This window comes from Vibrio gazogenes, assembly GCF_023920225.1.
GTDB lineage: Bacteria > Pseudomonadota > Gammaproteobacteria > Enterobacterales > Vibrionaceae > Vibrio > Vibrio gazogenes.
Genome location: NZ_CP092587.1, coordinates 3,119,534 through 3,134,986, shown reverse-complemented (window position 1 = coordinate 3,134,986; position 15,453 = coordinate 3,119,534). Strand labels below are relative to the sequence as shown.

The window sequence follows — 15,453 nt, the reverse complement described above, 5'->3', positions numbered from 1 at the left end:
TCGGTATAAATCAAATCAGAAAGCTACTCGAAGCAGATTTCGATAAATGCATTTCCCCATGTAGAGGTAAAAGGCATGATAATGATCGCACCTTCGCATTTGTGGCGAATTGTATGGCCGCGGCCAGATACGACAACGGGTGTTGCCATATTGAAATCAAAGCCACTCTCAGCAAGTATTCTTTTTGCCCCGCCTGTTACCATATTGGTGATTTCACCCACCATATCGGTTACTTCTTCATTCAAGCCATTCGGGCGTTCGCCCAACATGTTCTGCATGATTTCCAATGCGAGACTCTCATCAAAAGTAATCGACATCGATCCTCGGGTTTGATCTCCAACCATACCGATCAGACCCGAAATATCACCTCGAGCAATTTCATCTTTCTTGACTCTTGGCTTCTGAGGTTTCAATTCAAGTGAAGCCATTGTTTTTAATACGTTCATCAGGGACGCTAAAAACGGATTTACAAACTCAGCGCGCATAATCTTTTACTGTATCTCTCTTTGTTTCTGAGGAGCACGTTTGGCAAATTCCATGAGATTCAATGACATGGTTTGTAATCTTAAATCCGTGCTTCTCTGCATTATGTTCCAGTAATGAGACTAATGTCTCATCCTGAAGTTCGGTCACATCACTGCACTGTTTGCAGATTAAAAGATGTGAGAAGTGTTTATGAGCATTACAAGAGCAACATGAAATGTAGCTGTTTGTTGATTCTACACGGTGAATGAAGCCTTGCCCCATCAGAAAATCGAGTGCCCGATAAACGGTTGGTGGTTTTGCCTGCGGTTCGCTTTGCTGTAGCGCTTCAAGCAGCTCATAGGCACTGGATGCTTTCCTACTGGAACAGATAAGCTCAAAGACCTGTTTGCGTTGAGAAGTCAATCTGACACCTCTTGCTGCGCATATCTCTTCTACCTGTTTTGTTAAACTGTGGTCCAAATTCATCACCATAACCACCGGAGTTTTTTAATAATATACTATTTCAGCTGTAATATCGTTCAACTTTTCTAATATTTCCTAGTGTAACAGCAATCACCCTGTCAGTAGAGCAACATTCTCTCAAATGGTTTTATGTACCCTTCCTTCCTGAGGAAAAACGCAGCTATCTGACTCCACTCTTTTATACCGTATATCCCAGTCAATAGTCTTGTTTGTGATCCAATTTATTTCAAAATCATGTTACCACCTTGATGCTATTCGGCGTGTCAGACTCCCTATTTGTGATTTAAGTCTCTCTTATTATCAATAGACCCTGTGTGTGCAGTGATGTCTGAGTGAATGTGTGAATCAAGGTCTGCGAGAGGGATTTGAGTCTTTTATTACTCAAATGAGAATATTTATCATTATCTGTTTATCACTAGAATATGAAGCATAAGGGCTGTTCAGAATGGATGGATTTTATTGTTCGCTATTAAATAAAAGTAACTTTTGTTTATTACCTTGTTCTAATTTAATGATGATTTTTTTGAATTGTATAAGGTAATAACCTCACTTGTATCATTATACATATCTAATATGTAATCTTTGTGAAATTTCTTACCTGAATGCGCATAAGATAAATTTCATTCAGTTGGTTAATTTGAGTTTTTACACTAATTTTTGGGGAGTGAAATCGATGTGTCCCAGAAATGTAATAACAGAGGTGTCTCTGTTCTTTACCTATTTAATGTCATTTTTATCATTGCTGATTTTTATTTGATGTTATGAATGAAAGTATGTCTTAAATTGAAAATATACCCCTATATAACTGATGGTTTTCTATTTAGACGATAACTTTTTATTGCTGTGAAAAAATGTGCAAATTCTATGATTATTGTTGAACTTGATCAAACTTTTCAAAAATATCCTTGGTTTGGGTTGAGAATTGTAGAATGTAAGATAGAACGAAGAAGGAGATGGGTTTGGTTAATATATTGATTTTCAGGTTTAAAATGGTTTTTTATTCTAATTTTAAGTGATTTGTATTTGTAATATTCTTATTTTTTCTCTGGTTCGACCATAAGCTGAAGTATGATTCTGTTATGTTTACAAGTTATTGGCATTTTTTAGTTTCATTTATCTCTATGTTTTTTAATGATTATTCTATTTTTTGTGCAAGTTTTACCCCATAAGTGTGACTTGCGTTCAGCTAAATTTTTTTTGAATTTTATTATATAAATCTATCACTATTACGCTATGAATAATTTAGTTTTTGAGTGTTTAAATTAAGAGAATTGATGTATTTTTGATTTGTTTGTCATTATATAATCATGATTACAATTGTTTTTAATATTTATAATTTTATTATTTTACTCGTTTTTTGGGTGCTACTGTAATTTTCCTTGTGACAGGATGATGTCAAAATAATATAACTTGATTGTCAGAGAACGAATGAGGTAATTTGGATCGCAAATGTTAACCATTAGGTTAGGTTTTTTTAATATAAATATTAAGGGTAAAAAATATAAATAATAATACATTTATCATTAATTGATTGTCATTTTCGGTTGCGTCATGTCATAACATATATGAGGTTTTTGTGTCTGGTATTACACATATCAGATGCTCTTTGTCTTATGCGTAAAATACAAATAATAAAAAAGTAACAAATGAAGGTTGGTGCTATATGAATTCGAATATTCGCGAAGCAAGTGAGCAAAATTCGCATCTCCACACTCCGTCAAATGTGTCTTCTGCTTTACCACTCTCGACACCACAGAAAGGAATCTGGTTTGCTCAGCATATCGTCAATCATGTCGGCCCTCGGGTATTCAAAGTGGCTGGTTATCTGGATCTGCCGGGTCAGATTAACCCTGAAATGATGGAAGCAGCGGTGAGACAAGGTGTCGGAGAAGCTGAAACATTTCATATCAAAGCGGGTTACCACGAAGAGACATTGCAGCAAACGGTTGAGTATTTTGTTGATTGGGAGTTTCCTTTTATTGATTTATCTCAGGAGACGGATGCTGATGCGGTAGCAATGGCATGGATGGAAAAACGACTTGATCATCCTGTCTCGGCTGGCGATAGAACACTCCTGTTCGAGTTTGCTTTGCTAAAAGTTCATGCCGAACAATATTATCTCTACTGTAGCGCCGACCATATTACAACTGACGGATATGGCTTCATGATGGTTTTGGCGCGTTTTGCCGAAATATATTCTGCATTACATGCCGATCAGCCGATTCCTGAGTGTCAATTATTAGGGATTGAAGCCTTGTTGGAGGCTGAAAGCGCTTATCGCGATTCTACGGGTTTCGTGCGTGATCGTGAATACTGGCTGAACGATATGGCGCAGATGCAAACGTACCAACCGGTTTGTCTGGCTGGGCAAAGTGCTGCGTGTTCTCAAGTGCTTAGTGAATGGCATCCGCTTCCTCTTGATGTTTATCAGCGTTTACTGGAGTTAGCCGAGCGTTACAAAACGAATCTCGCAACACTGATTACCGCGCTGACTTCGGTTTATCTACATTTGATGACCGGAGAGTCGTCAATGATGCTCGGTTTTACCCATCGAGGACGAATGGGGCGAACGCTACGCAAAACAACAGGTATCGCGGTCAATATTTTGCCTCTCGGTATTCATATTAATGCGGATATGACATTCGATGAGCTGCTCGAACAAGTTGCCCTGCATGTTGGGAAAACATCCCGACATTCTCGTTATTACAGTGATGACCTGCGACAAGAATCGACGCGATCAGCTGGGAAAGATGTCTGGTATAGCACTGTGATTAATTTTGTCCCTTCGGATTATGAACTATTTTTCGGCGATGTTTCTGCAACAGTCGTCAATACAGCAATTGGCCCGGTTGATGATCTATCGTTTACATTTTATGACCGCGGGCCGCAGCAGGGATTAACGCTCTATCTCAATGCCAACCATGATCTGTATGAAAGGCACGACATTCAGCGTCATTTGAAGCGATTGGAATCCTTTCTGACAGACTGTGTTCGTGCTGAATCGGATGTGACTTATCCGGCGCACTTAAGTGTTTTGTCTCATGAAGAGCGCCAACTCGTGCTCGACACCTTTAACCAGACCGCAATGCTCTATCCTGAGCAAGCATGTCTGCACCAGTTATTTGAGTCACAAGCAGCGCAGACACCTGATGCCACCGCTGTGGTTTCGGGAGATGATTCGCTGAGTTATGCCGCACTGAATACGCAAGCCAATCAGTTAGCTCATCGTCTGATTGCACTGAGGGTCACACCGGGCAGTTATGTCGCCGTGATGGTTGAGCGCAGTTGTGCCATGGTCACGACCTTGCTGGCGACCCTCAAAGCGGGTGGTGCCTACGTCCCGCTCGACCCGTTGTTCCCGTCCGAGCGATTGCAATACATGGTGGCCGACAGCCGTCCGGTGGTTCTGATTAGCGACGGCAGCGTTGATGTTGCGCAGACATTCGGTGAGCAGGCCGCCCAGTTACAGGTGCTTGAACTCAATCGTGAGTCGCTGGCGGATGAGCCGGTGAACAATCCCGAAGTGGCAACGCTGAGTAGTGACCATCTGGCCTATGTGATTTATACCTCCGGCTCAACCGGACAACCCAAAGGGGTGATGGTGCCGCACCGGGCGGTGGTCAACTTCCTGACCGGTCAGCAGCAGCAACATCAGGTGAGTGGTGATGACCGTTTATTAGCGGTGACAACGATATCCTTTGATATTCATGTGCTTGAAATTTATCTGCCGCTGTTAAGTGGTGCCGCCCTGCACTTGGCCGATAAAGCGCTGTCTCGTGATGGTGAAGCATTGGCTGCTTATCTGGATAATCAGGCGATTACCCTGTTTCAGGCAACCCCGGCGACATGGAAACTTTTACTGGCAGCAGGGTGGCAGGGCTCGCCCCGGTTAACCGGACTGATTGGCGGAGAATCCTTCTCGAAAGTGCTGGCGGATGAGATTCTTAGTCGCGTCGGTCGTTTGTGGAATATGTATGGCCCGACAGAGACGACAGTCTGGTCAGCGACCCATCCTTTGCGCGTCAGTGATACGGGCGTCCTGATTGGTCAACCGATTGGGAATACCCGAATTTATATTCTGGATGAGAGACACCAGCCGGTTCCGGTGGGTGCCAGTGGTGAGATTTACATTGCCGGAGCCGGGGTAACGGCCGGATATCTCAACCGCGATGATTTAACCGCCGAGCGGTTTATCGCAGACCCGTTTGTTGCTGAATCCGGTGCGTTGATGTACCAAACCGGTGACTTGGGTCGTTGGGATAGTGAGGGTCGGATTCGCTGTTTAGGGCGGAGTGACTTTCAGGTCAAGATTCGGGGATTCCGAATCGAGTTGGGTGAAATCGAGTCGCTGATGCAGGGTTATGCCGGTATTGCAGATGCGGTGGTTGCAGCACCTGAGATGGCGGACGGAGAGCCACGACTGGTGGGTTATTATGTGGCGGAAGACGCTGCACAATCCGGTGAGGGTTTTGAGGAAGGATTAAAAGCCGAGTTACGCCGTCGTTTGCCGGATTACATGGTGCCGGGGATTTATATCGCGTTGGATGCTTTCCCGTTAACCCCGAATGGCAAGGTTGACCGGAAGGCTTTACCGGCGGTCGATTCAAGTCATTTGCCGCACCGGGCTTATGAGCCGCCACAGGGAGATGTGGAAGTTCAACTGGCTGAGATTTGGTCGGGTCTGTTGGGTGTGAGTCAGGTGGGGCGTCATGATGACTTCTTTGAACTGGGCGGTTATTCGCTGGTCGCGATGCAGTTGATTTCCCGAATTCGTCAACAATTTCAGGTTGAATTGGCATTAGCCACCGTGTTCAGTCAATCTGTGCTATCTGCACTGGCAAGCGCGATTGATGAAGCCACACCGACGCAACTGAAAACAGTCATTGAACCGTTAGACGCTGATGTCGTGCCGCCTTTATCTTTGGCGCAACGGCGGTTATGGCTGCTATCGCAAATCGATGATGTGGCAACAACAGCGTACGTGATGGTCGGGCGTTTCACATTGCGCGGTCAATTGGATATCGTGGCCTTACAACAAGCGTTTGACCACATGCTCTCCCGTCATTACATCTTACGGACTTGCATTGATATCCACGATGGTGAACCCGTGCAGAAAGTGTTGCCGGAAGGCCAGCGGATGATGCTCACTCAGATCGATGCCGATGATGTTCAAGCGGTTGCCTCATTTGCCACCGATATGGACTTGTCCACCGGGCCGCTATTTCAGGGACAACTGATTGCTATCGATGCAGAAACACATATTTTGCGTCTGGCAATGCATCACATCATTACCGATGGTTGGTCGATCAATCTCTTGATGAAAGAAGTCAGCCAGCTTTACTGTGCTCTGGTCGAAAACACGCCTAATCCATTGTCACCGTTGACGATTCAGTATGGCGATTTTGCAGCATGGCAACAGCAATATATTCAGGATGCGCTGCTACAGCAGCAAAGTGAATATTGGACTGAACAGTTACGCGGCATTCCAGAGTGTCTGACATTGCCTTCTGATCGCATCCGTCCATCTAAGCAGTCTTTTGACGGATCAGAAATAAAATTTGTTCTCGATAAAGAATTAACCGCAGCGCTGCAAAAATTAAGTCGGGCGCATGGTTGTACGCTCTACATGACCTTATTAGCCAGTTGGTCGGTATTGATGGGACGCCTTGCCAGTCAGGATGATGTGGTGATTGGCACGCCGATTGCCGGCCGGACTCGGACTGAACTTGAGCCTTTGATCGGCATGTTCGTCAATACGCAGGCGATGCGAGTCGATCTATCTGACAATCCGAACACGATTGATCTGCTGGCGCAGGTGAAAGACACGGCACTGGCGGCACAAGCCCATCAGGATATCCCGTTTGAGCAGGTGGTGGAATCGGTTGCGCCAACAAGAAACATGTCTCATTCGCCGATTTTCCAAGTGATGTTCGCTTTACAGAATGTTCCTGAGGGCGATTTACAATTACCGGGACTGTCGATCTCATCGCTTGAAGCTGAAGTCTCAACCGTACAGTTTGATTTGAACCTCTTCGTTCATCCGTCGGAGGATCAACTTGAGGCAACGTTACACTACGCCACTGCATTATTCGATACTGTTACGGTTAAACGCTATCTCGGATACTGGCACGCTTTGTTACAGCAGATGGTCTCGGTACCTACCCAAGCTGTTGGCTCACTGAATATTCTCCCGGACGTGGAACGCGACCTCGTACTCAATCAGTTCAACCAGACGCAAACGTCATTCCCTGACGCATCCTGTCTGCATACGCTGATTGAAGCGCAGGTGGCTCGTAGCCCAGAAGCGACTGCGGTGGTGTTTGACGACCAGTCGCTCAGTTATGCCGAGCTTAATGCGCAGGCAAACCAACTGGCGCACTGGCTGATTGAACAAGGCGTGCGTCCGGATAGCCGGGTCGCAGTTTGTCTGGAAAGAAGTTGTGAGCTGGTGGTATCTCTGCTGGCGATTCTCAAAGCGGGCGGCGCGTATGTTCCGCTCGACCCGGGTTATCCGAGTGAGCGACTGACGTATATGTTGTCCGACAGTGCGCCGGTGGCCTTGCTGACCTGCGACAGTTTAGTGGCACGTCTGGGAGAGATTCCGGCGACAACCCGTTTAGTCGATTTGGCCTCTCCGGTGCAACCATGGCTTGATAGTCCGACAACCAATCCTGTGGTAGCTGAGCTGACCAACCGTCATCTGGCATACATCATTTACACGTCGGGCTCGACCGGCTTACCGAAAGGGGTGATGAACGAGCACCGCGGTGTCGTCAATCGTCTGCACTGGATGCAACAAGACTACGGGTTTGGTCCGGATGATGTGGTATTGCAGAAAACTCCATTCAGTTTTGATGTGTCGGTGTGGGAATTCTTCTGCCCGCTGTGGTCGGGGGCGACATTACTGATGGCGAAACCCGAAGGGCACAAAGACCCGGATTACTTAAAAACCCTCATGACCACCCAAGGGGTAACGATTGTGCACTTTGTCCCCCCAATGTTGCAGAGTTTCCTTGAGGTGGTCAGCCCGAATGATTGTCCGAGCCTGCGCTTGGTGTTCTGTAGTGGTGAAGCGCTACCGGCGGAAGCGATACGCAAGAGTTATGCGCGCTTACCCCAGATTGAATTACATAACCTGTATGGCCCGACGGAAGCGGCGGTGGATGTGACAGCATGGCATTGTCCACGGCAACTGACGGGTGACCGGGTTTCAATCGGACGTCCGGTTGCCAATACTCAGATGTATGTCCTCGATAGTGAGGGGCATCCAGTACCGGTCGGTGTAGAAGGGGAGTTATACATTGGTGGTGTTCAGGTCGCACGGGGTTATCTCAACCGTGATGAGCTGACGGCGGAGCGGTTTGTTGCCAATCCGTACGACAAGCATCACTATCCGGTGATGTACCGTACCGGCGATGTGGGTTGCTGGTTACCGGACGGGACGATTGAGTATCGGGGCCGTAATGATGACCAGGTGAAAATCCGTGGTTTCCGTATCGAGCTGGGTGAAATCAGCTCAGCGCTACAAGGTTGTACCGGTGTTCAGGATGGCGTGGTGGTTGCGCGAGCCTTCGGTGGCAGCGCTGATAAACAGTTAGTCGGTTACTACACGGCGGCACAGGCAGATGCGGTGCCGGATGTGGCAGCCCTGAAGGCTGAGTTGTCTGAGCGCTTACCGGCGCACATGGTGCCGGCGGTGTATGTGTTGATTGATGCGATGCCATTGACGCCGAACGGTAAAGTGAACCGTAAGGCATTACCGGAGCCGGATATCAGTTCAGTGGTACGGCATGAATATCAAGCGCCGGTGGGTGATGCGGAGCAACAACTGGCAGCGATTTGGTCAGAGTTGTTGGGTGTTGAACAGGTGGGTCGTGCCGACAACTTCTTTGAGTTGGGCGGTCACTCCTTGCTGGCGGTGCGGATGGCCGATCGTTTGCGACAACACGGTTATCAGTTAGTGATCCGTCATCTGTTTTCCCGTATCACACTGGCAGAATTGGCTGAAACATTAGAAATACAAGAAGCGAGCTCTGAGAACGCAATTCCACCAAATCTCATTCCGGCTAATTGCCAGCATATCACGCCGGAGATGCTACCGTTGGTGACACTCGATCAGAAGGCGATCGATGTCATCAGTCAGACGGTTGAGGGCGGAGCCGCTAATATTCAAGATATCTATCCGCTGGCACCGCTACAGGAAGGGATTCTGTTCCATCATGTGTTGGAACAGCAAGGTGACCCTTACGTGACGCGTGTGGTTCAAAGCTTTAAACATGAAGCGGATATCGATACTTTTATCTCTGCTCTGCAATATGTTGTGCAACGGCATGACATTTTACGCACTGCGGTTGTCTGGGATGGGCTCGATACTCCCGTTCAAGTTGTGTGGCGTGAAGCCCCCGTTATCTTACACACGTTGCAAGCGACTCAACTACAGAATGCTGATTCTGACGATGATGGTCTCGTCGAGCGTGTGGCAGATCGCTTGTGTCACCATTTTGACCCAGCCCATACTCGGATGGATATCCAGCGGGCACCGATGATTGAAGCCTATAAAGTCGCCGATCCGGTGGAAGGGCGCTGGCTACTTTGTTTTCTGCTTCATCATTTGTGTAACGATCACACCACGCTGGAGTTACTGATTGAAGAAGTACAGGCCTATATTGCCGGTCGTGAAGCGTCACTGCCGAGACCATTACCGTTCCGTAACTTTGTCGCACAAACAACGTTGAACGCCAATCAAGATGCACATCTTCACTACTTCCGTGAATTGCTTGGTGATATCGATGAGCCTTGTGATCCCTTCGGGTTACAGGCATCCGGTGACGATGCGCACGTCGAAGCAACCCACGTGGCGATTACAGACGATGTCGCACGAACGATTCGTGAGTTGTCCCGTCATTTCAGTATCAGTCCTGCAGCATTGTTCCATCTTGCTTGGGGTGTGGTTGTTCAACGAGCTACCGGACAAGATGATGTCGTCTTCGGTACGGTGTTGTTTGGTCGGATGGCCGGTGGTGAAGGCGCGGATCGGGTCTTGGGGATGTTCCTCAACACATTACCATTACGGCTCTCTTTTACGGATGCATCGGTTGAATCGGCACTGATACAGACTCAACAGCGTTTGGCTGAATTACTGGAACATGAACATACGTCTCTTGCCTTGGCGCAACAGTGCAGCGGTTTGAGTAATCACACCCCACTGTTCAGTTCGCTTTTGAACTATCGTTATCAAGGGGGCAGTGCTCAGACCGATTCGGCAGACCAAGAGATACTCGGCTCCCTTGAGATTGCCGCAGAAAATACCAACTACCCGTTGACAGTCGCTGTTAACGATATTGTGACGGGTGGTTTTTCATTGGATATCCATGTCAATCCGCGTCTCAGTGGCGAGCGACTTGGGGAGATGTTCATGACGGCCTTGACCGGGCTGGTGAACAGTCTCTCAGAACAGCCGTCTGCGCCCGTAAACCAACTCACCATTTTGGCGGATCGTGAACGCGACCTTGTGCTCAATCAGTTTAACCAGACCCAAACGTCATTCCCTGACGAATCCTGTCTGCATACGCTGATTGAAGCACAGGTGGCTCGCAGCCCAGAAGCGACCGCGGTGATGTTTGACGACCAGTCGCTCAGTTATGCCGAGCTCAATGCGCAGGCGAACCAACTGGCGCACTGGCTGATTGAACAAGGCGTGCGTCCGGATAGCCGGGTCGCAGTCTGTCTGGAAAGAAGCTGTGAGCTGGTGGTATCTCTGCTGGCGATTCTCAAAGCGGGCGGCGCGTATGTCCCGCTCGACCCGGGTTATCCGAGTGAGCGACTGACGTATATGTTATCCGACAGTGCGCCGGTGGCCCTGTTGACCTGCGGCAGTTTAGTTGAACGTCTGGGAGAGATTCCTGCAACAACCCGTTTGGTCGATTTAGCCTCTCCGGTGCAACCATGGCTCGATAGCCCACAAACGAATCCGGTGGTAGCAGCGCTGACCAACCGTCATCTGGCATACATCATTTACACGTCGGGCTCGACCGGCTTACCGAAAGGGGTGATGAACGAGCACCGCGGTGTCGTCAATCGTCTGCACTGGATGCAACAAGACTACGGGTTTGGTCCGGATGATGTGGTATTGCAGAAAACTCCATTCAGTTTTGATGTGTCGGTGTGGGAATTCTTCTGCCCGCTGTGGTCGGGGGCGACATTACTGATGGCGAAACCCGAAGGGCACAAAGACCCGGATTACTTAAAAACCCTCATGACCACCCAAGGGGTAACGATTGTGCACTTTGTCCCCCCAATGTTGCAGAGTTTCCTTGAGGTGGTCAGCCCGAATGATTGTCCGAGCCTGCGCTTGGTGTTCTGTAGTGGTGAAGCGCTACCGGCGGAAGCGATACGCAAGAGCTATGCGCGTTTACCCCAGATTGAATTACATAACCTGTATGGCCCGACGGAAGCGGCGGTGGATGTGACAGCATGGCATTGTCCACGGCAACTGACGGGTGACCGGGTTTCAATCGGACGTCCGGTGGCGAATACTCAGATGTATGTGCTCGACAGTGAGGGTCATCCGCTACCGGTCGGTGTTGAAGGGGAGTTATACATTGGTGGTGTTCAGGTTGCGCGGGGTTATCTCAACCGTGATGAGCTGACGGCAGAGCGCTTTGTTGCCAACCCATACAACGAAGCTTATCCGGTGATGTACCGTACCGGTGATGTGGGTTGCTGGTTACCGGACGGGACGATTGAGTATCGCGGCCGTAATGATGACCAGGTCAAAATCCGTGGTTTCCGTATCGAGCTGGGTGAAATCAGCTCAGCACTACAAGGTTGTACCGGTGTACAGGATGGCGTGGTGGTTGCGCGAGCCTTTGGTGGCAGTCCGGATAAACAGTTAGTCGGTTACTACACGGCGGCACAGGCAGATGCGGTGCCGGATGTGGCAGCCCTGAAGGCCGAATTGTCTGAGCGCTTACCGGCGCACATGGTGCCGGCGGTGTATGTGGTGATTGATGCGATGCCATTGACGCCGAACGGTAAAGTGAATCGTAAGGCATTACCGGAGCCGGATATCAGCTCGGTGGTGCGGCATGAATATCAAGCGCCGGTGGGTGATGCGGAGCAACAACTGGCAGCGATTTGGTCAGAGTTGTTGGGTGTTGAACAGGTGGGTCGTGCCGACAACTTCTTTGAGTTGGGCGGTCACTCCTTGCTGGCGGTGCGGATGGTGTCACGGGTGCGTGAGCAGTTGGGCCGAGAGTTATCATTGGCAACGCTGTTCTCTCATTCGATATTACATGAAGTGGCCGCGCTGCTTGAGGATGCACAAGGTTCAACCTTACCTGCGATTACGCCATTGCCAGAAGGGCAAGCTATTCCATTGTCTCTGGCACAAAAACGGTTGTGGTTCTTATCTCAGATGGATCCTGATGCCGTTTCAGCGTATGTGATTACCGGTGGTTTACGACTGGAAGGCCAGTTAAATATTGATGCATTACAACGGGCGCTGAATCAGATTGTGTCCCGGCATGCACCGTTACGAACGCACTTTGTCGATCTCGACGGTGTTCCTGTTCAGATTGTCGGTAAAGCTTGGCATGAGTTTCCGATGTCTTGGCTGGATGGGGAGACATTAATCGATGAGTTGTCACCATTCCAGCCTCAATTCGAGTTAACCCGAGGTTCATTGGTTCAAGGACAGTTGATCCGCATTCATGAAAACGAACATTGGTTGCGAATTGCCATGCACCATATGATTGCTGATGGTTGGTCAATTGGCGTGCTGACTCGTGAACTCTCGACGTTGTATCGTGCATTCTGTCAGGGGAAACCTGATCCATTGCCACCATTGCGTATCCAGTACGGTGACTATGCTGCATGGCAGCAGACACATTTGCAGGGCGATGTGTTGCAACGTCAACAGCAGTATTGGACGGAGCAACTGTGTGATATTCCGGATTGTCTGACATTACCGATGGATCGACCTCGTCCGGCGACACAGAATTACACCGGTGCGGCGGTTTCGGTTCGTTTATCGCCATCACTCACTGCGTCTTTACGTGAGTTCAGCCAGCGGCATCGCAGTACACTGTATATGACGTTGTTGGCCGGATGGTCCGTGGTGATGGGGCGTCTCTCCGGGCAGGACGATATTGTGATCGGCTCTCCGGTCGCCGGACGAACGCAAAGCGAACTGGAAGACTTGATTGGGATGTTTGTTAACACGCAAGCATTGCGGGTCAACCTGAGTGAACAGCCAAATAGTATTGCGCTGTTGAACCAGATCAAAACGACTTCGTTACAGGCACAGGCGCATCAAGATATTCCGTTTGAGCAAGTGGTTGAGGCGGTCGCTCCTACTCGCAGCCTTGCTTACAGCCCGATTTTTCAGGTGTTGTTTGCATTACAAAACTTACCGGAAGAGACGATTGAACTTGATGGGATGAGCTTGTCGTTATTGGCGGAAGAATCCAGTAGTGCCCAGTTCGATCTAAGTTTGATCGTCCATGAATCCACGGATTGCATTGAAGGGTCGCTCAATTATGCAACCGCGTTGTTTGAGCCGGAAACCGTGCAGCGTTACCTCAGCTATTGGATCACGGTATTAGAAGAGATGGTTCGTCAGCCTGAGTTACCCGTCGGTGCACTGCCGATGCTCACTGACAGTGAGCAGCAACATGTGCTGCAACAATTCAATCAAACCGGCTATAACTACCCGTCCGATTGTGGGGTTCATACGCTGTTCAGCCAACAGGCGAGCACTTCACCGGATGCCATCGCGCTCATCACCGAAGCGAGTGAATGGTGTTATGGCGTGTTAGAGGGAAGTGCCAATGCGCTGGCGTACCGCTTACAAACTTTGGGTGTGACCCCCGGTCAGCGAGTTGCAGTGCGGTTGCCGCGTTCAGCCGCGTTGGTGGTGGCAGAGCTGGCGATTTTAAAATGTGGTGGGGTGTATGTACCGCTCGACCCGGCAGCTCCGACGGAGCGACTGGATTATGTATTACGCGATAGCGGCGCAACGCTCATGCTTGCAGAAGCGGGGACTGCGGATGATGATTCATCTTTGCCAGTCTTGGAGATAACCTCATCGCTGCTCAATGAAACCCGTGATGAAGCGGTTTCTGTGTCGGTCAGCGGTGATACTCCTGCCTATGTGATGTACACCTCAGGTTCAACCGGTCAGCCAAAAGGTGTCGTCGTGCCACACCGAGCCATTGCAAGGTTAGTCCTGAACAACGGCTATATGGCGGTGCAACCTTCAGACCGGATTGCGCTGGCGGCCAACCCCGCATTTGATGCGACCACGTTAGAAGTGTGGGCGCCGCTGCTCAATGGCGCAGCGGTGGTGGTGATTGAGCAAGAAACGCTCCTGAACGTCCATGCTTTCGCCCAAGCGTTAACACAGCATCAGGTCAGCATTCTGTGGTTGACGGTCGGCTTGTTTAATCAGTATGCCCAAGGTTTGCAATCGGTATTCCCCAACCTGCGTTATCTGTTGGTCGGTGGTGATGCGCTTGACCCGGCGGTAATTCGTCGGGTGCTGTCTGAGAGTGCCCCGCAGCATCTGCTGAATGGTTACGGCCCGACGGAAACCACGACATTCGCCCTGACCCATGAAATCACCGCGGTGGATGAACATGCAGTGAGCATTCCGTTGGGTCGTCCGATTGGCAATACCCAAGTGTATTTACTCAACAGTCACGGTCAGCCGGTGCCGCAAGGTGTGGTTGGTGAGCTGTATATCGGCGGTGACGGGGTGGCATTGGGTTATCTCAACCAAGCGGAATTAACTGCAGAGCGGTTTGTGTCGGATCCGTATGCCTCGGTAGCGAATGCGCGGATGTACCGGACGGGAGACCTGGGGTATTTACGCGCAGACGGAACGATTGAGTTCGTCGGTCGCAATGATTTTCAGGTCAAGGTGCGCGGTTTCCGGATCGAGCTGGGCGAGATTGAGTCAGCGTTAGTGTCGTGTGGTGTGGCTTCAGCGGTGGTCATCGCTACGGGTGATTCCGCATCAAAACGTCTGGTGGCTTACTTCACTCAGGGCGATGAAGCACTGACCGCGAGTGAGCTGAAGTCGCGTTTGGCGGCATGTTTACCGAGTTACATGGTGCCGGCGGCGTATGTTGCGCTGGCAGAGATGCCGTTGACGGCCAACGGTAAGGTTGATCGCAGAGCGCTGCCGGAGCCGGATGAAACGGCGTTGGTTCGTCGGGAATATGAAGCACCGCTGGGCGAACTGGAAGAGATGGTTGCTGAGATCTGGCAAGCGTTGCTGCCGGTAGAAGCCGTCGGTCGTCAGGACAGTTTCTTTGAGTTGGGGGGACATTCATTGCTGGCTGCCCAATTAATTTCAAGAATTCGCAATGAACTGGATTTGGAAGTGCCATTGGTCGAGCTTTTCTCTCATCCCACATTAGCCGCGTTCAGTCAACGTGTGGCTTATATCGGTCTTGCTGAGTTTGATGTCAGCGATTTAATGGATTTAGCAGAATAATGGGA

At 49.5% G+C, this 15,453-nt stretch carries 3 protein-coding genes; 1 reads left to right on the top strand and 2 read right to left on the bottom strand.

What is annotated here, in order from left to right; genetic code table 11:
- Positions 1-23: 23 nt before the first annotated feature.
- Positions 24-485, bottom strand: coding sequence for a chemotaxis protein CheX (locus tag MKS89_RS13865; RefSeq protein ID WP_038186035.1), 462 nt, complete (start codon positions 483-485; stop codon positions 24-26).
- Positions 475-957, bottom strand: a complete 483-nt coding sequence (gene zur, locus MKS89_RS13860) for a zinc uptake transcriptional repressor Zur (RefSeq protein ID WP_106407006.1) — start codon at positions 955-957, stop codon at positions 475-477. The genes MKS89_RS13865 and zur overlap by 11 nt, the downstream gene beginning before the upstream one ends.
- Positions 958-2,611: 1,654 nt before the next feature.
- On the opposite strand from zur, the gene MKS89_RS13855 reads away from it, so the two are divergent.
- Complete coding sequence (locus MKS89_RS13855) at positions 2,612-15,448, top strand: non-ribosomal peptide synthetase (RefSeq protein ID WP_252518334.1); 12,837 nt, start codon at positions 2,612-2,614, stop codon at positions 15,446-15,448.
- Positions 15,449-15,453: the final 5 nt, after the last annotated feature.